The sequence below is a fragment of the Brevundimonas sp. AVps23W genome (assembly GCF_058681395.1).
Map to the genome: position 1 here is coordinate 728,580 of NZ_CM178738.1, position 23,921 is coordinate 752,500.

Sequence of the window (23,921 nt, forward strand, 5' to 3'; positions counted from 1 at the left end):
GGGCCGAATGCAACGCCTGGCCAAGGCCTCACGGGTCGCGATTGGACCCAGCGCCCGACACGGCCTAGACCTCGGGCCGGAGACGTGGATGGAATTTTTGACGAACGGGCTGGTCGATCCAGGCGTGATCCTGCCTTTCCTGGCCGCGGTCATTCTGATCGAGTTCACGCCCGGCCCCAATATGGGCTGGCTGGCGCTGTTGTCCGTGTCTCAGGGGCGGCCGGCGGGGCTGTCGGCGGTGGCGGGGATTACCCTGGGGCTGACGCTGTGGATGCTGGCCGCCGCCTTCGGCCTGACCGAGATCGTGCTGAAATGGCCGGCCCTGTATCAGGCCGTGCGCTGGGCCGGCGTCGGGCTTCTGCTCTGGCTCGCCTGGGAGGCCTGGCGAGGCGAGGGCGGCCCGGCCGAGCCGAGGCAAGAGACCGAACATCGGCGCCGCGCCCTGTTCCTGCGTGGACTGACAGCCAATCTGCTGAACCCCAAGGCGGCCTTGTTCTACATCGCCCTGCTGCCCGGCTTCATCCGCCCTGGCCACGGCCCGACCCTGCCCCAGGCGCTCGCCTTGGGCGGAATCCATGTGGTGATCAGCCTCGCCGTTCACAGTCTCATCGTCATTCTGGCCGCCCACGCCGGCGGTCGGATCGCGCGCAGCCAGGGCACCGGGGTTCGGGCCTCGATGGCCGGCGTCCTGATCCTGATCGCCGCCTGGACCGCGTGGGAGACGCGGCTGTAGCGCGCCGGCGCTAGCCTTCCCCAGGTTGTGCGGCTGCCATTGTGACGAAGCTGTAATCATATGGACAAGAAGTAACTTTGCATTTCAAAGCGCCCTCGGTATCTCAAAGGCGTCACGACGGGGGCGGCTTGACGCCAGGGTCGTATGGGGATCGCAAGGGTATGAAATCCTTCAAATTCGCTCTTATGCTAGGCGTCGCCGTTTCGGGGGCTGCGGGTGGTGCATTTGCCCAGTCTGCGGGCGCTCCTGCGCCGGCCACGACCGGGTCTTCGACTCCGGCCCAGACCGGCTCTCAGTCGCCCTCTGGCCAGCCGGCGCCCCAGCCGTCCACGACCCAGCAGCCCGCAGCCCAGCCGGTTCCCGCCCAGGAAGAGCCCGCCACGGTCGGCGACGTGACCGTGACGGCGCGCGCCAGTGACGTCCGCACCTCGATCGACTCGGTCAGTTACAGCCTGTCCAATGATCTGCAGGCGACGACCGGCAGCCTGGCCGACGCCCTGCGCAATGTGCCCTCGGTCGATGTGGACCCGGAAGGCAATGTGTCGCTGCGTGGCGATTCGAACGTCACCATCCTGGTCGACGGGCGGCCGTCCGGAATCCTGACCGGCCCCGGTCGCGGTCAGGCGCTCATCCAGCTCCCCGCGAGCCAGTATGCGCGGATCGAGGTCATGACCAACCCCTCCGCCGCCTATAGCCCCGAAGGCTCGGGCGGGGTCATCAACCTGATCACCAAGCCGACGGCGCCCAAGCCGGGAACCCAGTCCACCGGCTCCTTGCGGGTGAACATCGGCGACAACGGACGCTGGAACGCCGGCCTCAGCGGGTCGTGGCAGAAGGACCGCCTGACCCTGTCGGGTGACGCCAGCTATCGCTCCGACCCCACCGAGCTGAGCTTCAACCGGGTGCGCCAGCAGTTCGATCCGACGACGGGCGCGCTGATCGCGACCACCACCGTCGATCAGCCGATCGAGTCTGAGCAGAATGGCCTCGTCGGCCGCTTCACCGCCGAATACAAGCTGGACGACAAGACCCAGGTGACCGGCGAACTGCGCGGCGTCGCCTTCGACGGGACCGGATCGACCTCCAGCCTGTACGAAACGCGCAATGCGGCCGGCGCCGTGACCAGCGCCTATCGTCGCGACGGCTCGTCGGATTTCGACTTCACCAACTGGGGCGCCACGGCGCGAGTGCTGCGCCGCTTCACCGGCGACGGCCACGAGTGGTCGAACGAACTTCGCTACGACTCCAACGGCAATGAAAGCGACGGCCAGGCGCGCTCCACCTTCCTGACGCCGGCTGGAGCCGACCTGTATGAGCGCACCCGCAACGCGGTCGATCAGGTCACCTGGGGCTTCACCAGCGCCTACACCCGCCCGATGTCCGACGGCGGCAAGCTGCGCCTGGGCTATGAGCTGAACATCCAGCGGCCCGAGCAGGACGCCGAGTTCCTGCGCGGCCCGTCCGAGGCGGTCCTGGCGCCGGCGCCGGGGCTGAACAACCGGTTTGAGGCCGAGCAGACGGTGCACGCGCTCTACACTACCTACGAACGGCCCCTGGGCGACAAGCTGTCGGCCCAACTGGGCCTGCGGCTGGAGCAGGCCGAGGTCGAGATCAAGGATCTGACCGGCGGCGCCTCGGCCTCTCAGGATTATTTCCGCGCCTATCCGACGGCTCACCTGCAATATCAGCTGTCGGAAACCCAGACCCTGCGCGCCAGCTATTCACGCCGCATCCAGCGGCCTCAGCCCGCCCAGTTGAACCCTTTGGTCACCTATCAGGATCCGTTGAATGTGCGGTCGGGCAATCCGGATCTCGAGCCGCAGGAAACGGACTCGTTCGAGGCCATGTGGCAGTTGCGCAAGGGTCAGAGCTTCTACCAGGCGACGGCCTATCTGCGGAACACGGACAAGGCCTTCACCGACGTGACGACCGACATCGGCGGCGACGTCTTCCTGACCCGGCCCGAGAACCTGGGTTCGCGTCAGGACCTGGGGGTTGAGGCGACGGCCAACGGCCGCCTGTTGTCGACCCTGCGCTACAGCGCCGGGGTCAATGTCTTCCGTCAGGAGATCGAGGCCGGCGCCGTGGTCGGCGGCGACGACCGGGAGGCCACCCTGGCCAGCGGCCGGATCAGCCTGAACTGGCAGCCGACGGCCAAGGACTTCCTTCAGGTGTCCAGCTTCTGGCAGGGCGACAGCCTGCTGGCCCAGGGCCGTCGCGAAGCCGGCGGCATGATCAACCTCGGCTATCGCCGCAAGCTGAGCGAGCAGCTTTCCTTCAACTTCACCGCCCGCGACCTGTTCAACACCTTCAACACCACGACCGTCTTCGAGACGCCGCAGTTCCGCGAACAGTCCGACCAGGACATCAAGCTGCGGGCCTTCTACATCGGCCTGACCTGGAACTTCGGCGGGCCGCGTCGCCAGCCGGAACAGTTCGACTTCTCGACCGGCCCCACCGGCGGCTGACGGGCAAGATCGGCTTTGCGCCGCCCGCCCGGCCGGGGCGGGCGGGCGGCGCTGTTCGCCGTTTACAGGGTGCAGACGGCCGTGCGGCCGGCGCGGACCGTGTAGCGGTCGGTGCGGGGGTTATAGCTGCGATAGCGCTGCTGGCAGGCGCGGACGTGGGCGTACCAGTTGGACTGGCGCTTGAAGTGGGCGGGCGGCGCCGGCGGGCGCGAACCCCAGCTCGACTGCCAGGCGCCGTAGGAATCGCGGTGTTCGCCACGCGCGCCGTTTTGCTGGCCGTTCCCGTGGCCGTTGTTCTGGCCCCCATGCTGGTCCTGATGCTGGTCTTGGCGCTGTTCCTCGCGGTCCGGCGCGGGGCGGTTCTGGTCGAGGCCGGCGGCCTGGGCGGAGACGGTGCTCAGGGCCATCAGGCCGGCGGCGATTGCAATGATAGACTTGCGCATGAGACGGCGCCTTTCCGTAGGTGAGTAGATGCCTCCTAAACGCATAGGTGGGGCTAATCCGTTGCATTCATTCAAATATTTCGTTTCGGACATCAGTTTGACCGGTGTTCGCCGCAATTGACCCCGGTCAAGGCGCGCAAGCCGCAGCTCGAGGCACTTGTGTGGCCCGATCAACACACCCACTTGCTCTGGCGAACCGGGACGTCGCTTGCTCCAGAGGGCGTGCCGGGCCATTTCCGCCTCACGAGGGGACACGCATGAATCTCGATCTCTATTCCGACCGCGCCAAACAGGCCGTCCAGTCGGCCCAGTCGCTGGCCCTGGCCCGTCGCCATCAGCAGTTCGCGCCCGAACATCTGCTGAAAATCCTGCTGGAAGAACGCGACGGCCTGGCCCGCAATCTGATCACCGCCGCCGGCGGCGACGCCAAACGCGCCGAGGCCGACACCGAAACCGCGCTGAAGAAGCGCGCCCAGGTCACCGGTGGCTCGGGCCAGCTCTATCTGGACGGCGACACCGCCCGCGTCTTCGCCGCCGCCGAGGAGGCCTCCAAGACCGCCGGCGACGCCTTCGTCACCACCGAACGCCTGCTGGCCGCCCTGGCGCGCGAGGGCGGGGTCGCCGCCGAGGTGCTGAAGGCCTCGGGCGCCAGCGCCGACAAGCTGGACGCCGCCATCGCCGAGGTCCGCAAGGGCAAGACCGCCGACAGCGCCGGCGCCGAAGACGGCTATGACGCCCTGAAACGCTACGCCCGCGACCTGACCCTGGCCGCCCGCGACGGCAAGATCGACCCGGTCATCGGCCGCGACGAGGAAATCCGCCGCACCATCCAGGTCTTGGCTAGGCGGACCAAGAACAACCCCGTCCTGATCGGCGAGCCCGGCGTCGGCAAGACCGCCATCGTCGAAGGCCTGGCCCTGCGCATCGTCAACGGCGACGTGCCCGAGAGCCTGCGCGACAAGACCGTCATGGCGCTCGACATGGGCTCCCTGATCGCCGGCGCCAAATACCGCGGCGAGTTCGAGGAGCGGCTGAAGGCTGTCCTGAACGAGGTCTCGGCGGCCGAGGGCGGCATCGTCCTGTTCATCGACGAGATGCACACCCTGGTCGGCGCTGGAAAGGGCGACGGCGCCATGGACGCCTCCAACCTGCTGAAACCCGCCCTGGCGCGCGGAGAACTCCACTGCGTCGGCGCCACCACGCTCGATGAATACCGCAAGCACGTCGAGAAGGACGCCGCCCTGGCCCGGCGCTTCCAGCCGGTCTTCGTCGCCGAACCGACGGTCGAGGACACGGTCTCGATCCTCCGTGGACTGAAGGAGAAGTACGAGGTCCACCACGGGGTCCGCATCTCGGACAGCGCCATCGTCGCCGCCGCGACCCTGTCGAACCGCTACATCACCGACCGCTTCCTGCCGGACAAGGCCATCGACCTGATCGACGAGGCCGCCAGCCGCGTCCGCATGGCCGTGGACTCCAAGCCCGAGTCCCTGGACGAAATCGACCGCCGCCTGGTCCAGCTGAAGATCGAACGCGAGGCCCTGAAGAAGGAGACCGACCAGGCCTCCCAGCACCGGCTGGAAAAGCTGGAGGACGAGATCGCCGATCTGGAGGGCCAGTCCGACGACCTGACCACCCAGTGGAAGGCCGAAAAGGACAAGGTCGGCCAGGGCGCGCAACTGCGTGAAACCCTGGACCGCCTGCGTCTGGAACTGACCAACGCCCAGCGCGCCGGCGACCTCGGTCGCGCCTCCGAAATCGCCTACGGCCAGATCCCCCAGATCGAAAAACAACTGGCCGAGGCCGAGGCCGCCGAGACGGGGGGCGGGGGCCCTCTAACGCCAGAAGTCGTCGACGCCGAACAGATCGCCGCCGTCGTCAGCCGCTGGACCGGCGTCCCCGTCGACAAGATGCTGGAGGGCGAACGCGAGAAACTGCTCCAGATGGAGACCGCCCTGGGCGGCCGCGTCGTGGGTCAGGACGAGGCCTTGGCCGCCGTCTCCGACGCCGTGCGCCGCGCCCGCGCCGGCCTGAACGACCCCAACCGTCCCCTGGGCAGTTTCCTGTTCCTGGGCCCGACCGGCGTGGGCAAGACCGAACTGACCAAGGCCCTGGCCGAGTTCCTGTTCGACGACGAGGCCGCCATCACCCGGCTCGACATGTCCGAATATATGGAGAAGCACAGCGTCTCCCGCCTGATCGGCGCCCCTCCCGGCTATGTCGGCTATGACGAGGGCGGCGCCCTGACCGAGGCCGTGCGCCGTCGCCCCTATCAGGTCGTCCTGTTCGACGAAGTCGAAAAGGCCCACCCCGACGTCTTCAACGTCCTGCTCCAGGTGCTGGACGACGGCCGCCTGACCGATGGCCAGGGCCGCACCATCGACTTCCGCAACACCCTGATCATCATGACCTCCAACCTGGGCAGCCAGTATCTGGCCGAACAGGGCGAGGGCGACGATGTGGAAGCCGTCCGCCCGTTCGTCATGGACGCCGTCCGCGCCCACTTCCGGCCCGAGTTCCTGAACCGGATCGACGAGATCATCCTGTTCCACCGCCTCGGCCGCGAACAGATGGGCGGCATCGTGCGGATCCAGCTGTCACGGTTCGAGAAACTGCTCGCCGACCGCCGCCTGAACCTGTCCATCGATGACGCCGGTCTCGCCTGGCTCGCCGACCGCGGCTACGACCCGTCGTATGGCGCGCGGCCGTTGAAGCGGGTGATCCAGAAGGAACTGGTGGACCCGATCGCGCGCAAGCTGCTGGCCGGTGAGATCGAGGACGGCGGGGTGATTGCCGTCACCGCCGGGGAAGGCGGGTTGGAGATCGGGAAGGCGCGGGTGCATTAGGAGCTAGTCAGCTACCCTCGTCGATCCCGCATTCTAGCTAACTCTTCAGTGACGACCCTTGCCGGAAGTTCAAAGAAGTCAAAGAGTGCATAGGCCGGAGTTACTATTTGAGTGACGAATTCGGGAAGATTTTCACTGATCCGGCCGGCGTCTATAGATAATCGTGTTTCATAACGATCTTGGCGCGAACGACTTCCCGGTATGACTCCTCTTAAACTATCGCCGAGTGAGACTAATTCTCGATTGGCTAATCCTGTCCATTCCGCCATGAAATTTACTCGAGCACTCGGGTCTCCGAAGCCTCGCGCCATGGCTGCCGCGTGCATAAGGATCTCGCCAATGCGCCATGTTGGCAGGGTTATGTCGAAACCTGTACCTGCTGGACGACGGTCGGTCCCATCTTCTTGGTATCCACGGATCAGGAAAAACAACCCATCCGGGGACACTCTCCAAAAATCTGAATGAGCGGGGTCACGCCCAATTTCCTCGGCTCCTAGCCAACACTCAATGGCGCCTTCGTTTACATACGGGGCGATTCCTGCTCGCGTGGGCACCCAGAAAGGCGGCCAGCCTGTCAATTGAGGGTAGCCGTGAAGGATTTCGCGAAGACGCACTAAATTCGGGCGCTCAATGTCTCCATTTAGTGAGTAGCAGACAGCGTAGTGCCCCAACGGTAGGCGAACAGCACTGTCAGGGGGGCTATCTGCGATTAGCTCGTTCCAGCGTGTCATCGATTGGACGAACCAGTCATTCACTCGATCAGCTTGTTCGGGACGGACTGCTGATGCCCCCCCTCCCGCCAAAATGTTCCTGAAGCTATCTAGAAGTTCTTCGCGGCCGTTCGTTAGACAGCGACGCAGTAGATCGTCCCACTCTCCTCCCGTTTGTGGTCCATCGCTTTGCGGGCCAGGGCGACGGATGTAGTATACATTCTGACGAATGTGGTTTTGACCAGGGCCATCGCGTAGACTTCGAATGGGATGACGGTGACCGCCGGGAACAAGCACGACTGGATACTGTCTTCCGTCCGGGTCTTGGGAAATTCGAACGTCACAATGAAAAACTGGTTCTGCATACCGCGCAACTATCCCGTTTACTGCGTCTGCATGAAATGAGGCGAGATCGGCGGGGCGACTTGGCGCTTCCATTACATCGGCACCAACCTGTTCCTTACCAATAACGATCAATCCGCCGCCATGGTTAGCCAACGCTATCGCGGCTTTTGCAAGCAGTGCTTGGTGGTCTCGGCTTGTCAAGTCTAACCACCCTTTGAGTTCAACGTCTAAGGTCTCTCGTGGGTCGCGAAGAGTGTCTTCAACGCGAAGGGTAAGCTCAGCAATATCTGGCATAATGCTCCTATTCGATGCTCTGTCCTACCGTGTAACTACCCTTCGTCATCCTCCGGCAAGCCGCGTCTTTGCGGCGCAGACCGGGGGACCCAGCGGCGCCGTCAGGCGAAATCCATCCGCCGCACGATGCGGGAAGACTTGGTCCGCGACAGGTTCGCGCTCTCGCGCGCCGCTGGGTCCCCCGGTTCCGCTTCGCGGCCCGGAGGATGACGAAAGGAGGGGCGGGTTTTTCGGTGGGACCGCTTAAGAGTTCTTGGTGTCGCGGCCGTCCGGCTCTTTCGCGACGCCCTTGAACGGTCCCGGAGACGATTTCCGCTCCATGAACTGACCATTGCCTTCGTCGCGCTTCTGCCAGTCGCCGTTCGGCTGCTGGAATTGGGTGCGGCCGCGAACGGCGCCTTGTCTAAAGCCCTGGCCTGTATTCTTGCCCATGGTCGTCTCCTTCGAACGAAACTAGAACATCGCCGATTCGAGATGGTGAGTCCATACAGTGAAGGTTGTGGCGTCGGCGGGTCCGATGTTCGGCCTCTTCCTTTCGTCATCCTCCGGCAAGCCGCGTCTTCGCGGCGCAGACCGGGGGACCCAGCGGCGCCGTCAGGCGAAATCTTTCCGCCGCACGATGCGGGAACATCTTGTCCGCGACAGGTTCGCGCTCTCGCGCGCCGCTGGGTCCCCCGGTCTCGCTGCGCTCGCCGGAGGATGACGAAAGAGAGGGGCGGCGTGGATGACAGAAGTGAGGGTGTCGTATAGGTTGTGCGAATGCCGACCCATCGCACCTTCATCGCGACCTACATCATGGCCAGCGGGCGCAACGGGACGCTCTATGTCGGCATGACAGCGAACCTGGAGGCGCGGGTGTGGAAGCATCGGACCGGCGCCTTCGACGGCTTCGGCAAGGCTTATGGCTGCACCCGGTTGGTCTGGTTCGAACAGCACGCATGGGTGGTGGAGGCCATTCGCCGCGAGAAACGGCTCAAGAAATGGCTGCGGGACTGGAAGTTGCAGCTGATCGAGGCCGCCAACCCCGATTGGCGCGATCTGGCTGAGGGCTGGTATCCGGTCAATGATCCGAACTGGACGCCGCCCATCGAGGATGAGGATTTCCCCGGTTTCGATTCACAGCCCGGAGGATGACGGGGCGGGGTGCAGGCTGGTGATGCTGAAAGAACCCCTCCGTCTCGCCGCTGAAGAGGCGCCGCGCCACCTCCCCATTTCATGGGGAGGAGACAGGCAAGGGCCGTCGCACCGTCTCCTCCCCGCCTGCGGGGAGGGGGGCCGCCGCGCCGCTTGCGCGGGGGTGGAGGGGTTCTGGACGCCGCACGATGCGGGATCGCCCCCACGCCCCGGCATAGGCGAAAGATCCTCTCCCGCTTGCGGGGGAGGTGGCCCGGCGTCCGCGAAGCGGACCAGGGTCGGAGAGGGGAGTGTCGCTTAACAAGAAGACTTCCCCCATCGTCAGGCGTGTCGCTGCGCGCCACGGCCTGCCACTTCCCCCGCAAGCGGGGGAAGGTCCGCCTTGCTGTCGAACGCGCACAATTCGAGACGCGAATCTCCGCCTTATCAAGGCCTTGTCCCCGTCAAACCGCCCTCTCCTAGCCACCCCCGAAAACCGTGCCGTCCTGTCGCCCGCGAAGGTTCAGGACCAGGGGAGACATGGCGCATCATCAGACGGAATGCAGATCGGATTTGGCGCTTTGGCGCTTTGTCACCCTGTTTTTACGACAGGCCCCCGCCCCTCACTCCTGCGGGATCGGATTGGTCCTCGGGTCCGGGCCGTTGGTGACGACGCGGTCGCGTTCGCCCAGGTCCTTGATCACCTTGACGTCGGCAAAGCCCTGGGCCTCGAACAGGGCCTTGACCTGGGGCCCCTGGTCCCAGCCGATCTCGACGGCGAAGACGCCGCCGGGCTTGAGGATCCGCTTCACCTCGGGCGCCAGGTCGCGATAGGCCTGAAGCCCGTCGGGGCCGCCGTCCAGGGCCAGGTGCGGATCGTGGTCGCGGACCTCGGGGTCCAGGGTCGGGATATGGTCGGTGGGGATATAGGGGGGGTTGGACACCACCAGGTCGAAGCTCGCGTCGCCGAAGCCGGCGGCCCATTCGGTGCGCAGGAAGGCGGCGCGTTCGTTCAGGTCCAGGTTGGCGGCGTTCTCCTTGGCCACGGCCAGGGCCTCGGTCGAGATGTCCGTGCCCACGCCTTGGGCCGCCGGCCGCTCGGCCAGCAGGGCCAGCAGGATGGCGCCCGAGCCGGTGCCCAGGTCGGCGATGCTGAAGGCCTGGGTCTTGGCGAAGGCCAGCAAGGCGATGTCGAGGATGGTTTCGGTGTCGGGGCGGGGGCTGAGGACGTCGGGGGTGACGTTCAGCATGATCTTCCAGAACCCCTTCTTGCCGACGATCCGAGACACGGGCTCGCGGCGCAGGCGGCGGTCGACCATGGCCTCGTACTCGGCCTGTTGCTCGGGGGTGACGACCCGGTAGGGGTCGGTCAGGATGTCCATGCGGCTGGCGCCGGCGGCGGCTTCCAGCAGCAGGCGGGCGTCGATGGCCGGGCTGTCGATGCGGCCGCCCTTCAGGCGGGCCTGGGCGGCCTTCCACACGGTCAGCAGGGTCGCGGCGCCGTCGGACGGCTTGGGGGAGAGGGGCTCGGTGGTCATTTCGGGTGATTGGCCCTTCGCGGCCGGGATTTCAAGCATGAGGAGGAACAGGCCCCCAGCTGGGCCGTTCGCGAAGGATGGCCAGAATGAAGTCGAAGTCGAAATCGGGGGGCGGCCTCTGGCGGTTCGTGGCGGCGGCCGCCGGCGGTCTGGCCGCCGGGGCCGGGGCAGCCCACATCCTCTACACCCAGGGCCACAAGCTCGGGGTCGAGCTGCGCCCCGAACGGCCCGAACCCCTGCCGCCCAAGCCGCCCCAGCCCGAGGACTATGAAGCCCGGGAACCGGGCCGAGGCCGTCTCGCCGCCCGGCCCGAACACATCCCGCGCAAGGGCTGGACCGACATCCTGTGGCGCACCGGGGGCTCCTACTTCGGCGACCGGGTCGGGTTCGTGGCCGGGGGCGTGACCTTCTTCACCCTGCTGTCCCTGTTCCCCCTGCTGGGGACCTTCGTGACCCTGTACGGCCTGTTCGCCGATCCGGCCGACGCCTGGAGCCGGCTTCAGTTCCTGTACGGGGTCATGCCCAGCAGTATCGCCGCCTTCCTGGGCGGGGAGATGGAGCGGCTGGCCGCGAACTCGAACGGCCAGCTGACCTTCACCCTGATCTGGACCCTGGCCCTGTCGCTGTGGACCGCCAATGGGGCGGTCAAGGTGCTCTTCTACGGGCTGAACATCGCCTATCACGAGGTCGAGCGCCGCAACATCGTCCGCTACAACCTGCTGTGCCTAGGCTTCACCTTGGGGGCCATTGCCGCCGTCCTGTTCAGCTCGCTGCTGGTGGTCGGGGCGCCCGTGGCGATCCGGCTGTTCGGGCTGGAGGAGGAGTGGGGCCTGATGGCCCTGCTGCGCTGGCCCCTGCTGCTGGTCGGTTATGTCGCGGCCCTGGCCCTGATCTACCGGTTCGGCCCGTGCCGGCAGAAGGCGCGCTGGCGCTGGCTGACGCCGGGGGCGATCTTTGCGGCGGTGGTCAGCCTGACGGTCTCGTTCGTGTTCAGCTGGTACCTGAGCAACTTCGTCCGCACCGACTCCTACGGCCCGCTGGCGGCCATGATGGGCTTTCTGCTGTGGACCTGGCTGTCGGTGCAGGTGATCCTGATGGGGGCCGAGCTGAACGCCGAGATCGAGCATCAGACGGCGATAGACACCACCACCGGCAAGCCCCGGCCCATGGGCGAGCGAGGCGCCAAGGTGGCCGACAGCATCGGCGCCAAGCGGGGCAATCCCTCCGCCCTGGCCTTCACCCAGCGCCACGCCGAGGCGGTCGCCGACCGGCTGATGCGCCGCCGCAACCGCCATCGGCGCGAGCGGGCCGCTAAAGGATGAACCGGCTCAGGTCCACGTCCTTGGTCAGGGCGCTCAGCTTGTCGCGCACCGCCGCCCCGTCGAAGGCCACGGTCTGGCCCGCCAGGTCCGAGGCCTTGAAACTGGTCTCCTCCAGCACCCGCTCCAGCACGGTCTGGAGCCGCCGGGCGCCGATGTTCTCGACGGCCGAGTTGGCCGCCACCGCCGCGTCGGCCAGGGCCTCGATCGCGTCCTCGGTGAAGGTCAGGGTGACGTCCTCGGTGGCCAGCAGGGCCTGGTTCTGACGGATCAGATTGGCCTCGGGCTCGGTCAGAATCCGCTTGAAGTCGTCCCGCGTCAGGGCCTTCAGCTCGACCCGGATCGGCAGCCGGCCCTGAAGCTCGGGCAGCAGGTCCGACGGCTTGGCCACATGGAAGGCGCCCGAGGCGATGAACAGGACGTGGTCCGTCTTCACCGGCCCGTATTTGGTCGAGACGGTGGTCCCCTCGATCAGGGGCAGCAGATCGCGCTGCACCCCCTCGCGCGACACGTCGGCGCCGGACGCGCCCTGGCGGGCCGCGACCTTGTCGATCTCGTCCAGGAAGACGATGCCCTCGTTCTCGGCCAGGATCAGGGCTTCCTTGGTCAGGCTGTCCTGATCCAGCAGCTTGTCGCCCTCTTCGGCGATCAGGGGGGCGGTGGCGTCGCGGACGGTCAGCTTGACCGTCTTGGTCCGGCCGCCGCCCATCTTGCCCAGCATCTCCGACAGGTTCAGCAGGCCCACGGCCCCGCCGCCGGGGATGTCCAGCCCCTGGATCGGCGAGGCGGTGTCGGCCAGGGCGATCTCGATCTCCTTGTCGTCCAGCTCCCCGGCCCGCAGCTTCTTGCGGAAGCTGTCGCGCGTCGCCGGCCCCGCGCCGGGGCCGACCAGGGCGTCCAGGATCCGGTCCTCGGCCGCGCCCTCGGCCCGCGCCCGCACCTCGCCGCGCCGGCGGTCGCGCACCATGACCAGGGCGCTCTCGACCAGATCGCGCATGATCTGGTCCACGTCGCGGCCGACATAGCCGACCTCGGTGAACTTGGTCGCCTCGACCTTGAGGAAGGGCGAACCGGCCAGCCGCGCCAGCCGCCGGGCGATCTCGGTCTTGCCGACGCCGGTGGGGCCGATCATCAGGATGTTCTTGGGCGTCACCTCGTCACGCAGATCCTCAGGCACGCGCTTGCGACGCCAGCGATTGCGCAGGGCCACGGCCACAGCGCGCTTGGCGTCGTCCTGGCCGACGATATAGCGATCCAGTTCGGAGACGATTTCGCGGGGGGAGAGGTCAGTCATGGAATGCAGATAGGGCGCCGAAAGCCCGAGCGGGAGGGGGCGGCGCCGACGGGCCGTTCCGGGGCGAGAATAGACTCAATCCACTGCAAAAAATGGAGTCTATTTTCGTACAATCTTCGGCCTGGGGCGACGGGGCGCGCCGGCCCGAGGGGGGCGGATCTGGCGAGGGGCTTCAGTTGTCAAAGACCGTGCGGACATGATGGCACGGTTTTGGGGCGTGATAGGTTGAAGGGCGGTTGCGGGAGGCAGGGCGTTGAAAAGGCGGGGGTTTGGTTGCGGAATTGGGATGGGAAGGGGCTGTGATTTCGAGCGTCCGACGCGGACCTGGGGATTGGCGGCAGCCTAAGGCTCATCACCAATGTCGCGTATGCGCCAGCAGCGGACATTGGTGATGAGCGGGAACGAGACACTCACGTCCATGGGGGTGTGCTGGTTCATTCAATGATCTCGAAATCGTCCAGCGTCACTCCGTAGATTTGCTTGAACGTATCGTTGCCCCACGCGTCGGCATGGGATTGGTCGTAGTTCTCGGAAATCCATCTGAAGTCGCAGACGAACGGCCCGCTTTTCAGCAGCCATTGTCTCGTTAGGTCATACAGAGCCATCGTCCCGTAGAAGCGGTTGAACGTCTGTTTGACGGCTTCGTCCGAACGATTGGGCCACCGACGGGGATAAACGCCTTCCTTGTCGCCTCGATCGCTAAAGAGGGAGAGATGGCGAAGCCAGAGTTCCTTCACGCCACTCTTGTTCCGTCCGCCCGCCATGTGCGCTCCAGGCCAGCAGAAGAACTCGGGATGGTTGAGCTTGTCGCGACAGAAGGCGACGAAGTGCGAAAGGAACACCCGGATCGGCAGGTTCATCTGGTTGAACTCGAAGCTGGCGTGTTCCTCCATCAGGCCGGCGAGACCGGGAGCCTTATCGATCCAGTCCACGACAGTTTGCAGACCCGCCAGAGGATGATCGTAGCCGGTGGCTTCGGTCAGCTTTTTCGCGGCCGCGACATATTCTTCGCGCGAGTAGTTGCGGATGGCCGTTCGGAGCTCGGGATGCTCTCGGACCGCAAGGCAGAGCCGCGTAAATCTCGCCCCTGCATCGACATCGACAATGAGGTCTTCGAAGCTCTCGATATCGATCGGGAACCCGCGCGTCGGGTTGATCGCGATGTCGCATATAAGAAGGAAGAGCCCGATTACGGGATCATCCATTGTCTCGGGCCAGTCAGTCTCCGAGAGTTTGAGGAACCAGTCGAACGCCTCGACATAGATTCCGCTGAAATATCCCATCTCCCGCAATCGCTCGCAGGTCATCGGCTGCTGCTGAGTATTGCTCAGAAACTGAAGCTGGATGAATCGCGCCTGTCCCTCAAAGATCGCGCGCAGGCCGGTCGCCGGAAGACGAACCTCCGATCCCCAGAAAAAGCCCTCGTGCTTGATAATCCCGAGCCGCCGGATCTCATCGTCCCATGCAGCTATTTTCGGGAGGATCGCAAAGTCCGGATCGATTGCGCCAGCCACCATCCCAACGAGTTGCCCGTAAACGATGAAGTACCCGTGCCCGACTGACTCGAAGTGGTTGTCTTCGATCATCCACCTGATGTTCTCGCGCGGCGCGTAAGCGTAGGCCTTGTAGAATTCCACATCGACCGCGTTGTTTACGGCAATATTGGCCTTTGCGAGTTTGGCTTGCGCTTCATGGCCCTCCGCTAGAAGGACTTTGTCCGTGTAGCCCCTGAGAGGCTTTTTCGCGCCAATGGTTTGGAGAACGTCCCTGAGCTCATCCATGCTTGAATGCGCTTGGGCGAGGTAACTTAAGCTGAAGAGCAGACCGGAGGTCGAGCCGACGTGCTGCCACCAGTGCACGGTTTCGTGGATGTAGGTGGAATAGGCCTGCAAGGCCTCCGGCGGCACCGAACTGGCCTCATACGCGTTGGCCTCGATCTCGTCCATGAGCTGGTGATTGCGCGGGCTCAGACGGAGCACGAACCGCATCGTTTCGTACATGCCGTGCGCGTTGATGCAGGCGTTGAAGGTTGGATCGACGTCGTAATCGTCGTTCACCGACGCGAGGCGATCCTTCAGGAGTTCGAGCTCTTCCCTATCCAACTTAACCATCACGACCTCCCAGCGTCGGGATCGCTACATCGGGGTGCAGCATGCGTACCATCCGGTCGACGGGATCGAGACCGACACGACGCTCGGGACCACCCTCCGGGAAGGCTGTTCCGGGTTCAATCCCGTTCACCGTCACTTCCGAGAAGCCGGATCGGAGAATCGCCTCGATCGTTTCTTGTCCATCGTCCGGTCGGGAAAAAATCTTGGTGCTCAGCCCCGCAATCAGATCACACAATTGCACCCCCGCGCTGGCCTTGGAGTCCAGTGAGTTCGTCGAGCGAACAGGCAGTGGGAATCTGACCGGCGGACCGTTGGCGACTGGATGCCACTGCTCTTCGATCTCCTTGGACATCAGCGCGTCCCACATTTCCTTACGCGCGAAGAAGCTGCTCGACTGGTCGTGAAACAGGTCGAGTTCATCCGTCGCCTGCGCGGACCAGTAGGACACGGCGTTCAGCATGGAGGTGAGGTATATCTCTAGCGTATCGCCAAAGGTCTCGATGTTGCTGTGATCGTGGAAACGGTCGATGCCGACGAGCGCGGTCTGGAAGAAGAATCGTATTTTTTCGGGTGCGCTGTTCGCGAACAGCTCAAGCTTGAACCGGAGCAGTTCCAGCGCCTCTTGGCTGGGCTCGCGTGCGAAGGCGAGGTAGGCAGTGACTGTAGCGTCGTAGAGTGCCGACGATCCGATGATCGCGAGCCCAGTGTAGATGTAGTTTGAGTATTTGTAGGCATGGGCGTTGGCATAAAAATCGTAGCCGGCGTCGTAGGCGACGGGCTCGATCAGAAAGTCGATCATCTTCTGCAGGACGCAGAATTTCTTATCGACATGCCAGACGTAGAAATCCTCGGCCCGGCGCCCCAGAACCTCGCAGAGGGGCACGAGCGCGTTCCTGTTACGCTTCCACACTTCGCCGAATTTGAGCTCTTCCCCTTTGAACCGTGGGAAGGCGTCTTTCAGGATGGCCGCAGCGTCCGCTTCGGTGATGCGGCAGGAGGCGATAACGAACTGCGGCTGAACCGGGTCGAGTAGATTTCGGCCAGTATATCCGGACTCATCGAAATAAATTTCGGTCATACCGCATCTTAGCAATTACGTCGGGCCGCCGCCACGCGGAGAACGCAGATCGCTCACAGTGTAGGGTGGCTTAACAAGTACGGCCGCATTGCCCTCGATTGACGCACAGGCGGACCTTCCCGAGGTCCGTGATGAGTCACGGGCGGACAATCGGGCGAAGCTGGGCATGGTCACCACGGGTCTGCGTGCGGCCCGCTCGAGCACAGGCGCCGGTCGTGCGGACGCACCCCCTCCGTCACGGTGCTGAAGAAGCGCCGCGCCACCTCCCCCGGAGGGGGAGGAGACGGGCGGTGGTTGGGCGGCGGCGGCTGTCGTTGTGGCCTACACCGTCAGCCGCAAAGCCAGGGCGGTCAGGGTGACGGCGAGGACGGGGAGGGTCAGGATCAGGCCGATCTTGATATAATAGACCCAGCCGATGCGGACGCCCTTTCGGGCCAGGACGTGCAGCCATAACAGGGTGGCCAGCGAGCCGATGGGGGTCATCTTGGGGCCCAGGTCGCTGCCGATGACATTGGCGTAGATCATGGCCTCTCGCACCGGGCCTGTCGCCGACGAGGCGTCGATGGACAGGGCCGCGATCAGGACCGTGGGCAGGTTGTTGGCGATGGACGACAGGACGGCGGTCAGGAAGCCGGTTCCGAAGGTCGCGCCCCAGACGCCGCCTTGGGCGAACCCGTCCATCAGCTGGGCCAGATGGCGCGTCAGGCCGGCGTTCCCCAGTCCATAGACCACCAGATACATACCCAGTGAGAAGATCACGACCTGCCACGGCGCCTCCCGCAACACCTTGGTGGTGCTGATCTTCGACCCGCGCCCGGCGACGATCAGCAGCACGACGGCGCCGGCGGCGGCGATGGCGGAGACGGGGACGCCCCGGGGCTCAAGCACGAAGAAGCCGACCAGCAACAGGGCCAGCACGACCCAGCCGGCGATGAAGGTGGCGCGGTCCTTGATCGCGGCGTGCGGCGCCGCCAGGCGTTCGACCTCATAGGCCCTGGGGATGTCGCGCCCGAAGACCGCGAACAGGACGACCAGGGTGGCGGCGACGGCGGCTAGGTTCACCGGGACCATGACCGCCGCATAGCGATCAAAGCCGATGTCGAAGAAGTCGGCCGAGACGATATTGACCAGGTTGGACACCACCAGCGGCAGGCTGGCCGTGTCGGCGATGAATCCCGCCGCCATGACGAAGGCCAGGGTCGCCTTGGGTCCGTAGCCGAGCGCCAGCAGCATGGCGATGACGATGGGCGTCAGGATCAGGGCCGCCCCGTCATTGGCGAACAGGGCCGAGACGGCCGCGCCCAGAAGGACCACGAGGACGAACAGCCGCCGCCCGTGCCCTGCGCCCCAGCGACCGACATGAAGGGCCGCCCATTCGAAGAAGCCGGCCTCGTCCAGCAGCAGGCTGATGACGATGATGGCCACGAAGGCCGCCGTCGCATTCCAGACAATGCCCCAGACCACGGGGATGTCGTTCAGGGCCACCACCCCCAGCAACAGGGCCGCCGCCGCCCCGCCCAGGGCGCTCCAGCCGATCTGCAATCCCCTGGGCTGCCACAGCACCAGGACGATGGTGACGGCGAAGATCAGAAGGGCGACGATCATGGGTGGGTCCGTAGCGCGGACCGGCGTCCGCCGCGATCCTGTAGCTTGCGCCGGGTTATATTTCCAGTATCTTGGAATAATGGAATCCGAACCCGCCATCCTCGCGCTTGCGGCCCTGGCCCAGTCTACACGGCTGGACGCCTTTCGGCTGCTGGTTCGGAGCGAGCCGGACGGTCTGGCCGCCGGCGCGGTGGCGGATCGGCTGGCGGTGCCGGCCAATACGATGTCGGCCCATCTGGGCGTGCTGTCGCGGGCGGGGCTGATCCGGTCGCAAAGACGCAGCCGGTCGATCGTCTATCGCGCCGACCTGGATCGGCTGCGCGAGCTGGTGCTGTTCCTGCTGAAGGACTGTTGCCAGGGCCGCGCCGAACTTTGCCAACCCCTGCTGGCCGAACTGGCCCCCTGCTGCGACTGAGGCCCCCTATGGACGTCGTCATCTATCATAATCCCGCCTGCGGGACGTCTCGCAACACCCTGGCCCTGATCCGCCATGTCGGGATCGAGCCCCATGTGGTCGAATATCTGAAAACCCCGCCCAGCCGGGCCCTGGTGGCGCAGATGGTCGAGCGGATGGGCGGATCGGTGCGCGACATCCTGCGCGAGAAGGGCACGCCCTTTGCCGAGCTGGGCCTGGGCGAGCCCGGCCTGTCGGACGATCAGTTGCTGGATGCGATCGAGGCCCATCCGGTCCTGATGAACCGGCCCATCGTCGTCTCGCCGCGCGGCGTGAAACTATGCCGGCCGTCCGAGGCGGTGCTGGACCTGCTGCCCGAGGCGGGGCTGAAGCCCTTCACCAAGGAGGACGGCGAGGTGGTGATCGACGCTGACGGTCGCCGGGTGGCCGGATGAGCCGCCTTCGCCTCCTGCCTGACCCCGACCATCTGCCGGCGCTCGATCCGGCCTATCTTGGCGCTGCGCCGGCGGCAGGGCTGGGGCCGGATGAGCCGGCGCCGCGCGTCCTGCTGCTGTACGGTTCTCTGCGCGCGCGGTCGTACTCGCGGCTGTGCGTGGAGGAGGCGGCGCGGCTGCTGCGGCGGATGGGGTGCGAGACCCGCATCTTCGATCCGTCCGACCTGCCCCTGACCGATCAGGTCGCAGGCGACGACCATCCCGCCGTCCACGCGCTGCGCGAGCACGCTCTGTGGTCCGAAGCCATGGTCTGGTGCAGCCCGGAACGGCACGGCCAGATCTCGGGGATCATGAAGCTTCAGATCGACCACCTGCCGCTGAGCATGGGGGGAATGCGTCCGACCCAGGGCCGCACCCTGGCGGTGATGCAGGTGTCGGGCGGCTCGCAGAGCTTCAACGCGGTCAACACCCTGCGTCTGCTCGGCCGCTGGATGCGGATGATCACCATCCCCAACCAGTCCAGCGTCGCCAAGGCCTTCATGGAGTTCGACGACAACGACCGGATGAAGCCGTCGGCCTATTATGATCGGATCGTCGATGTGATGGAGGAGCTGGTCCGGTTCACGATCCTGACCCGCCCCCACGCCGCCCAGCTGGTGGACCGGTATTCCGAACGCAAGGCGGCCGGGATTCCGCTCGATCCCTCGACCGACCTGTCCGCCATCGCCGCACGCCCCTGACATCCCGCCCAGCAAAAAGGCGTCCCCCGGATCGGAGGACGCCTTGATGGTTTTGGCGATGTGCGCCTGATCAGGCCTTCTTGGCGGCCAGCTTGTCCTGGTGGGCCTTCATGCCGGCCTGGATCAGCTCGGCGGCCTCGCCGGCGTCGCCCCAGCCCTTGACCGTGACCGACTTGCCCTTCTCCAGATCCTTGTAGCGGGTGAAGAAGTGTTCGATCTGCTCGATCAGGATGGCCGGCAACTGACGATAGCTGGCGATCTCGGTGTAATAGGGGTTCAGCTTGTCGACCGGCACGGCCAGGATCTTCTCGTCGCCGCCGGCCTCGTCCACCATCTTCAGAACGCCGATGGGGCGCGAGCGGATGACGCAGCCCGGCACGACCGGCGTCGGGTTCAGCACGATCACGTCGCAAGGATCGCCGTCATCCGACAGGGTGTGCGGGATGAAGCCATAGTTGCCGGGATAGTACATGGCGGTGTGCAGGAAGCGGTCGACGAACAGGGCGCCCGAGGCCTTGTCCATCTCATACTTCACGGGCAGGCCCCCTTGGGGGATCTCGATGATGACGTTGATGTCCCAGGGGGCGTTCGGGCCGACCGGAATGGCGTCGAGGTTCATGGCGGGTCTTTTGCTGCGACTGCGAATATTGGGCGATGGGTGATAGGCCGCGCGCGCGGTCGGGGCAAGCGCGACGTGAGTCGACGCCCTTGCGCCCCGCCCCGGACTGGGTTCATTTCGCGCCATGACCTGGATTGATTGGGCCGCGCTGGCGCTCTTCTTTATCTGCTGGCTCGGCTATGCGCCGATCCTGAAGTTTGTCGGCCGCCACGGTGGTTCGCTGAACGATGACATGAGCCATGTCCGTCGGGTGTGGATGGCGTCGATGACCCACCGGGAGGTTCGCCTGGTCGACAGCCAGCTGATGGGCCATTCGATCAACTCCGCCTCCTTCTTCGCCTCGACCAATCTGCTGCTGATCGCGGCGGTGGGGGGCATATTGTTCGGCGGCGAGAGCAAGCTGGAAGGCTTCGCCGCCGTCGGGGCCGAGAACGTGCCGATTCAAATCCTGGAGGCCAAGCTGGCCCTGGTGCTGATCTGCCTGACGCGCGGCTTCCTCGATTTCATCTGGGCCCTGCGCCAGATGAACTACACCCTGGCCCTGATCGGCTCGGCCCCCGAACTGCACCACAAGACCGACCGCAAGGCCTTCGGCGAGGCGGCGGCCGAACTGCTGAACCCGGCGCTGAGTGCGTTCAGCCAGGGTGTGCGCGGCTATTATTTCGCCCTGGCGGCGGCGGCCTGGCTGTTCGGGCCGCTGTGGCTGGCCCTGGGCGTGGCCTCGTCCTTCGGCCTGCTGATCTATCGCCAGGAGGCCTCGCCCGCCGCCCGCGCGATCCGCACGGCGCGTCGTCTGCTGGGTGAATGACGGTCATTTTGCAGTTGCGGGAGGGCGCGGCGATCCCTGTCGTCGCCAAAACGGCGAATTGCGGCAAAAGGCGCCGTAATTGCGTAACAACCCGTGACCTGAAAACCGCTGTCGGCGCTTGACCGATTGTGCATCGCAACCTAGATTGACCTTCGACGCCTCCGGGCGTCTTGCCCTTCCTGGGCGTTTCCTCCCTATAGACTTTATATGCCGCGCCTCCGGGCGCGGCTTTTTTTTGACTTGTCGTTGATCAGTCAGCGCGGGATCAGTCAGCCCAGCGCTCGGCGCACAGGGCGGCGATGATGCGGTTCAGCGCCTTGGCCGTCGCGCCATGGGCGGCGTTGGGGGTCTGGGTCGCCTCGTCCAGATAGAGTTTGCGGCTCAGTTCGATCTGGACCGCCTCATAGCCGTCGTCGGGCCGGCCCCACATCTGGGTGGACCAGCCGCCGGCATAGGGATGGTTCAGCGCCACCCGCCAACCCAGTCCCTCGAACAGGTCACGCAGCCGCCGCGTCAACCGCGTCTGGCACGACGTCCCATGCCGATCGCCCAGCACCACTTCCGCCCCCACCGCGCGCGCCGGCATCGAATGCCAGTCGATCAGCACCGCCCGGCCCGCGCGGGCGTGCGTTCGATCCATCAGGTCCGCCAGGGCCTCATGATAAGGGATGTAGGCGGTGCAAATCCGCGCCTCGGCCTCTGCGCGTGACAGACGGCGGTCGTACAGGGGCAGGCCGTCGCCGGTCAGGCGGGGAATCAGGCCGTATCCGGCCAGGGTCTTGGCCCCGACCGGACCCTCGACCTGGTCGATCAGGCCGGGATCCAGTTCTGCGGGGTCGCGGTTCAGATCCAGATAGGCCCGGCCGATCCTCGCCTCGATCAAGGGCGCGCCGTGGCCTGGACCGGCCTGGACCAGGGTTCCGACCAGGGCGTCTTCCGCACTCTTCAGGCTGGAACGCGGCAGGCCGGCGACGGCGCCCATGTCGTCCGGATAGGTCTGACCCGAGTGGGGCGAAGCGAAGACCAGGGCCGTCTGCGGCGCCGCCTCGGGCGGCAGAGTGATCGCGAAACTGGCCCCGTCCGTCGTCATAGCCATCCGCATAGCGCGTTTCGTTGTGGAAGGAAGGCGGCCTGGCGCGGAATTTCATCGCCGGTTTACGCTTGGCGGCCTAGGCTGCGTCCCTGTTTCAACGGGCACTTCTCGAATGGCGCGCATACTTTTGGCCGAAGACGACAGTTCGCTTCGCGGTTTCCTGACCCGGGCGCTGGAACGGGCGGGGCATCAGGTCGTCGATTGCGAGAACGGGGACGACGCCATCGACGCCCTTGAACACGGCCCCTACGACCTGTTGCTGACCGACATCGTCATGCCCGGCGCGGACGGGATCGAGGTGGCCCGCGTCGCCGCCGCCCGTCAACCGGGCCTGCGCATCATGTTCATCACCGGCTTCGCCGCCGTCGCCCTGACCGCCGCCCAGGCCTCGCCCCAGGCCAAGGTCCTGTCCAAGCCCGTGCACCTGCGCGACCTGGTCAATGAGGTCGAACGGATGGTGGCGGCCTGAAGCGGGATCTGAGAGCGGCTGAGCGGCGGGATTAACGTCGTTCGGCCAAAAATCTCATTCTGGCCGTGAAATCGGCTTGATGCCGTCCGGGCGTGCCGCTATACGACCGCTCTTCCCGCTCCGGAGACATTTCCCGGAGCCCTACGGCGGATGCGTAGCTCAGCGGGAGAGCACCTCGTTGACATCGAGGGGGTCACAGGTTCAATCCCTGTCGCGTCCACCATTCCTTCCCAAGACATTGATTAGCGTCGATCTTGCGCCCGTCTGATCGCGCGCCGTGTCTATTCGCCCCAGGTCTCTCAGTGCCGGATTCGCTGAAACGGCTTGAACCCCTTTGCTGCGCCTCTCACAAAGGACGCTAAAGCGCTTGGGGGAGACGCGAGATGAGACTGATAAGAACTGCGACGGCCGTTCTGGCCGCCTTGACCTGCACCTTAGCGGGCGCCGTTCAGGCTCAGACCACGGGGCGGCTGCAACTGGATCAGCCGGGGGCGGTCATTGCGCCCGAGGTCTATGGTCAGTTCATGGAGCAACTGGGGACCGGCATCGATGAGGGCGTCTGGGTGGGGCCCGACTCCGCTATTCCCAACACGCACGGGTTTCGCAACGACGTGGTCGCCGCGTTGAAGGCGCTGGACGTGCCCGTGGTGCGGTGGCCGGGCGGCTGCTACGCCGACATCTATCATTGGCGCAACGGCGTCGGCCCGCGCGAGCAGCGCCCCGTCACCCTGAACCGCTGGTGGGGCGACAAGGAAGAGAACAACGGCTTCGGCACGCACGAGTTCTTCGAGTTCGCCGAACTGATCGGGGCCAAGACCTATCTCAGCATCAATGTTGGCACGGGTACGCCGGCCGAGGCGTCAGACTGGATCGAATACATCACTTCGCCGAGCGGCTCGCGCCTGGCGCAGGAGCGTCGCGCCAACGGCCGCGACCAGCCGTGGAAGATCGACTATCTGGGCGTCGGCAACGAGCCCTGGGGATGCGGCGGCCGGATGCGGTCCGCCTATTACGCCGATCTGTTCCGCCAGTATGTGGGCTTCGTCAAATCGGACAAGACCGTCGTGGTCGCCGCCGGGCCGGCCGCGGCCGACTACGACTGGACGCGCACCCTGATGAGCGCGGCGGGCGAGGATATCGACGCCCTGTCCCTGCACTACTACACCTTGCCGACCGGAGACTGGACGACCAAGGGTCCGGCCCTGGGCTTTGACGAGGCCCAGTGGCGGGCGACTTTCGAGCAGACCTATCGCATAGCCGAGATGCTGCGCGAACATGACGCCGTCATGGACCAGACCGATCCTGCGGGCGCCAAGATACTGGCTGTCGATGAATGGGGCGCCTGGTACGATCCGACTCCGGGGTCGCCCGATGGCTGGCTGCAGCAGCAGAACAGTCTGCGCGACGCCCTGCTTGCCGCGGTCAACTTCAATATCTTCCATCGCC

General features: G+C 65.4%; 21 protein-coding genes and 1 tRNA gene (1 of these 22 only partly in view). 12 read left to right on the forward strand and 10 right to left on the reverse strand.

Annotation, left to right across the window (positions count from 1 at the left end):
* Positions 1–88 precede the first annotated feature (88 nt).
* Together ACW177_RS03555 and ACW177_RS03560 are read left to right on the forward strand one after the other, a co-directional pair.
* The gene (locus ACW177_RS03555) at positions 89–733 is read left to right on the forward strand and encodes a LysE family translocator (protein ID WP_492027278.1); all 645 of its coding nucleotides are present in this window, start codon (positions 89–91) and stop codon (positions 731–733) included.
* A 161-nt stretch (positions 734–894) separates the two neighbouring features.
* Positions 895–3,201 carry a TonB-dependent receptor domain-containing protein gene (locus tag ACW177_RS03560; RefSeq protein ID WP_492027279.1) on the forward strand — a complete coding sequence of 769 codons (2,307 nt, stop codon included), beginning with the start codon at positions 895–897 and terminating at the stop codon, positions 3,199–3,201.
* A 62-nt stretch (positions 3,202–3,263) separates the two neighbouring features.
* On the opposite strand, the gene ACW177_RS03565 is transcribed toward ACW177_RS03560, so the two are convergent.
* Positions 3,264–3,644, reverse strand: a complete 381-nt coding sequence (locus ACW177_RS03565; RefSeq protein ID WP_492027280.1) for a BA14K family protein — start codon at positions 3,642–3,644, stop codon at positions 3,264–3,266.
* 257 nt (positions 3,645–3,901) lie between these two features.
* Here ACW177_RS03565 and clpB point away from each other — a divergent pair, with 257 nt between their 5' ends.
* Positions 3,902–6,490: an ATP-dependent chaperone ClpB gene (gene clpB, locus ACW177_RS03570; protein ID WP_492027281.1), complete on the forward strand. Its 2,589-nt coding sequence runs from the start codon at positions 3,902–3,904 to the stop codon at positions 6,488–6,490.
* Between the two features lie 11 nt (positions 6,491–6,501).
* Here the strand turns inward: clpB and ACW177_RS03575 are convergent, their stop codons facing one another.
* Together ACW177_RS03575 and ACW177_RS03580 are read right to left on the reverse strand one after the other, a co-directional pair.
* Complete coding sequence (locus ACW177_RS03575) at positions 6,502–6,921, reverse strand: hypothetical protein (protein ID WP_492027282.1); 420 nt, start codon at positions 6,919–6,921, stop codon at positions 6,502–6,504.
* Positions 6,922–8,082: 1,161 nt separating this feature from the next.
* Positions 8,083–8,271, reverse strand: coding sequence for a hypothetical protein (locus ACW177_RS03580; RefSeq protein WP_492027283.1), 189 nt, complete (start codon positions 8,269–8,271; stop codon positions 8,083–8,085).
* A 327-nt stretch (positions 8,272–8,598) separates the two neighbouring features.
* Between ACW177_RS03580 and ACW177_RS03585 the strand changes: the two genes are divergently transcribed.
* Complete coding sequence (locus ACW177_RS03585) at positions 8,599–8,973, forward strand: GIY-YIG nuclease family protein (protein ID WP_492027284.1); 375 nt, start codon at positions 8,599–8,601, stop codon at positions 8,971–8,973.
* A gap of 602 nt (positions 8,974–9,575) precedes the next feature.
* Here the strand turns inward: ACW177_RS03585 and prmC are convergent.
* On the reverse strand, positions 9,576–10,490 hold the full coding sequence (prmC, locus tag ACW177_RS03590; RefSeq protein WP_492027285.1) for a peptide chain release factor N(5)-glutamine methyltransferase: 915 nt from the start codon (positions 10,488–10,490) through the stop codon (positions 9,576–9,578).
* Between the two features lie 86 nt (positions 10,491–10,576).
* On the opposite strand from prmC, the gene ACW177_RS03595 reads away from it, so the two are divergent.
* Positions 10,577–11,812 (forward strand): YihY/virulence factor BrkB family protein, encoded by a 1,236-nt coding sequence (locus ACW177_RS03595; protein WP_492027286.1) that lies wholly within the window; start codon positions 10,577–10,579, stop codon positions 11,810–11,812.
* Here the strand turns inward: ACW177_RS03595 and hslU are convergent.
* The 4 genes from hslU to ACW177_RS03615 form a co-directional block, all read right to left on the reverse strand.
* A complete protein-coding gene (hslU, locus tag ACW177_RS03600; RefSeq protein ID WP_492027287.1) occupies positions 11,802–13,103 on the reverse strand; it encodes an ATP-dependent protease ATPase subunit HslU in 1,302 nt (433 codons plus the stop codon). The genes ACW177_RS03595 and hslU overlap by 11 nt on opposite strands.
* A 434-nt stretch (positions 13,104–13,537) precedes the next feature.
* Positions 13,538–15,214: a hypothetical protein gene (locus tag ACW177_RS03605; RefSeq protein WP_492027288.1), complete on the reverse strand. Its 1,677-nt coding sequence runs from the start codon at positions 15,212–15,214 to the stop codon at positions 13,538–13,540.
* Positions 15,207–16,292, reverse strand: coding sequence for a DUF3800 domain-containing protein (locus tag ACW177_RS03610; protein ID WP_492027289.1), 1,086 nt, complete (start codon positions 16,290–16,292; stop codon positions 15,207–15,209). Before ACW177_RS03610 ends, ACW177_RS03605 begins: the two co-directional genes overlap by 8 nt.
* A 321-nt stretch (positions 16,293–16,613) precedes the next feature.
* Positions 16,614–17,897 carry an arsenic transporter gene (locus ACW177_RS03615; RefSeq protein WP_492027290.1) on the reverse strand — a complete coding sequence of 428 codons (1,284 nt, stop codon included), beginning with the start codon at positions 17,895–17,897 and terminating at the stop codon, positions 16,614–16,616.
* Between the two features lie 79 nt (positions 17,898–17,976).
* Between ACW177_RS03615 and ACW177_RS03620 the strand changes: the two genes are divergently transcribed.
* Genes ACW177_RS03620 through arsH form a run of 3 tightly spaced genes read left to right on the forward strand, consistent with a single transcriptional unit; the run spans position 17,977 to position 19,486 of the window.
* The gene (locus tag ACW177_RS03620; RefSeq protein WP_492027291.1) at positions 17,977–18,312 is read left to right on the forward strand and encodes an ArsR/SmtB family transcription factor; all 336 of its coding nucleotides are present in this window, start codon (positions 17,977–17,979) and stop codon (positions 18,310–18,312) included.
* A gap of 8 nt (positions 18,313–18,320) precedes the next feature.
* Positions 18,321–18,746 carry an arsenate reductase (glutaredoxin) gene (gene arsC / locus ACW177_RS03625; RefSeq protein WP_492027292.1) on the forward strand — a complete coding sequence of 142 codons (426 nt, stop codon included), beginning with the start codon at positions 18,321–18,323 and terminating at the stop codon, positions 18,744–18,746.
* Positions 18,743–19,486 (forward strand): arsenical resistance protein ArsH, encoded by a 744-nt coding sequence (gene arsH / locus ACW177_RS03630; RefSeq protein WP_492027293.1) that lies wholly within the window; start codon positions 18,743–18,745, stop codon positions 19,484–19,486. The genes arsC and arsH overlap by 4 nt, the downstream gene beginning before the upstream one ends.
* Positions 19,487–19,556: 70 nt before the next feature.
* Here arsH and ppa read toward each other — a convergent pair whose 3' ends face one another.
* Positions 19,557–20,105, reverse strand: coding sequence for an inorganic diphosphatase (gene ppa, locus ACW177_RS03635; protein WP_271165281.1), 549 nt, complete (start codon positions 20,103–20,105; stop codon positions 19,557–19,559).
* A gap of 124 nt (positions 20,106–20,229) precedes the next feature.
* Here ppa and ACW177_RS03640 point away from each other — a divergent pair, with 124 nt between their 5' ends.
* Positions 20,230–20,913: a DUF599 domain-containing protein gene (locus ACW177_RS03640; RefSeq protein WP_492027294.1), complete on the forward strand. Its 684-nt coding sequence runs from the start codon at positions 20,230–20,232 to the stop codon at positions 20,911–20,913.
* 265 nt (positions 20,914–21,178) lie between these two features.
* Here the strand turns inward: ACW177_RS03640 and ACW177_RS03645 are convergent, their stop codons facing one another.
* Positions 21,179–22,009, reverse strand: coding sequence for an N-formylglutamate amidohydrolase (locus ACW177_RS03645; protein WP_492027295.1), 831 nt, complete (start codon positions 22,007–22,009; stop codon positions 21,179–21,181).
* Between the two features lie 109 nt (positions 22,010–22,118).
* Between ACW177_RS03645 and cpdR the strand changes: the two genes are divergently transcribed.
* From cpdR to ACW177_RS03660, 3 genes are all read left to right on the forward strand, one after another.
* A complete protein-coding gene (gene cpdR, locus ACW177_RS03650; protein WP_492027296.1) occupies positions 22,119–22,475 on the forward strand; it encodes a cell cycle two-component system response regulator CpdR in 357 nt (118 codons plus the stop codon).
* A 148-nt stretch (positions 22,476–22,623) separates the two neighbouring features.
* Positions 22,624–22,698: transfer RNA gene (locus ACW177_RS03655), tRNA-Val, on the forward strand.
* A gap of 160 nt (positions 22,699–22,858) precedes the next feature.
* A protein-coding gene (locus ACW177_RS03660) for an alpha-N-arabinofuranosidase (RefSeq protein ID WP_492027297.1) crosses the window boundary here: on the forward strand, positions 22,859–23,921 show its 5' portion. Its footprint extends 467 nt past the window's final position; the window shows 1,063 of its 1,530 coding nt (coding positions 1–1,063); it begins with the start codon at positions 22,859–22,861; the stop codon falls past the right edge of the window.

What these genes read in the sequence shown, in the direction of transcription:
- ACW177_RS03565 (WP_492027280.1), bottom strand. Translation starts at nt 3,644, where the DNA reads ATGCGCAAGTCTATCATTGCAATCGCCGCCGGCCTGATGGCCCTGAGC.
- ACW177_RS03560 (WP_492027279.1), top strand. Translation starts at nt 895, where the DNA reads ATGAAATCCTTCAAATTCGCTCTTATGCTAGGCGTCGCCGTTTCGGGG.
- clpB (WP_492027281.1), top strand. Translation starts at nt 3,902, where the DNA reads ATGAATCTCGATCTCTATTCCGACCGCGCCAAACAGGCCGTCCAGTCG.
- ACW177_RS03615 (WP_492027290.1), bottom strand. Translation starts at nt 17,897, where the DNA reads ATGATCGTCGCCCTTCTGATCTTCGCCGTCACCATCGTCCTGGTGCTG.
- hslU (WP_492027287.1), bottom strand. Translation starts at nt 13,103, where the DNA reads ATGACTGACCTCTCCCCCCGCGAAATCGTCTCCGAACTGGATCGCTAT.
- cpdR (WP_492027296.1), top strand. Translation starts at nt 22,119, where the DNA reads ATGGCGCGCATACTTTTGGCCGAAGACGACAGTTCGCTTCGCGGTTTC.
- arsH (WP_492027293.1), top strand. Translation starts at nt 18,743, where the DNA reads ATGAGCCGCCTTCGCCTCCTGCCTGACCCCGACCATCTGCCGGCGCTC.
- ACW177_RS03555 (WP_492027278.1), top strand. Translation starts at nt 89, where the DNA reads ATGGAATTTTTGACGAACGGGCTGGTCGATCCAGGCGTGATCCTGCCT.
- prmC (WP_492027285.1), bottom strand. Translation starts at nt 10,490, where the DNA reads ATGACCACCGAGCCCCTCTCCCCCAAGCCGTCCGACGGCGCCGCGACC.
- ACW177_RS03580 (WP_492027283.1), bottom strand. Translation starts at nt 8,271, where the DNA reads ATGGGCAAGAATACAGGCCAGGGCTTTAGACAAGGCGCCGTTCGCGGC.
- ppa (WP_271165281.1), bottom strand. Translation starts at nt 20,105, where the DNA reads ATGAACCTCGACGCCATTCCGGTCGGCCCGAACGCCCCCTGGGACATC.
- ACW177_RS03605 (WP_492027288.1), bottom strand. Translation starts at nt 15,214, where the DNA reads ATGGTTAAGTTGGATAGGGAAGAGCTCGAACTCCTGAAGGATCGCCTC.
- ACW177_RS03595 (WP_492027286.1), top strand. Translation starts at nt 10,577, where the DNA reads ATGAAGTCGAAGTCGAAATCGGGGGGCGGCCTCTGGCGGTTCGTGGCG.
- ACW177_RS03585 (WP_492027284.1), top strand. Translation starts at nt 8,599, where the DNA reads ATGCCGACCCATCGCACCTTCATCGCGACCTACATCATGGCCAGCGGG.
- ACW177_RS03640 (WP_492027294.1), top strand. Translation starts at nt 20,230, where the DNA reads ATGACCTGGATTGATTGGGCCGCGCTGGCGCTCTTCTTTATCTGCTGG.
- ACW177_RS03620 (WP_492027291.1), top strand. Translation starts at nt 17,977, where the DNA reads ATGGAATCCGAACCCGCCATCCTCGCGCTTGCGGCCCTGGCCCAGTCT.
- ACW177_RS03645 (WP_492027295.1), bottom strand. Translation starts at nt 22,009, where the DNA reads ATGGCTATGACGACGGACGGGGCCAGTTTCGCGATCACTCTGCCGCCC.
- ACW177_RS03610 (WP_492027289.1), bottom strand. Translation starts at nt 16,292, where the DNA reads ATGACCGAAATTTATTTCGATGAGTCCGGATATACTGGCCGAAATCTA.
- arsC (WP_492027292.1), top strand. Translation starts at nt 18,321, where the DNA reads ATGGACGTCGTCATCTATCATAATCCCGCCTGCGGGACGTCTCGCAAC.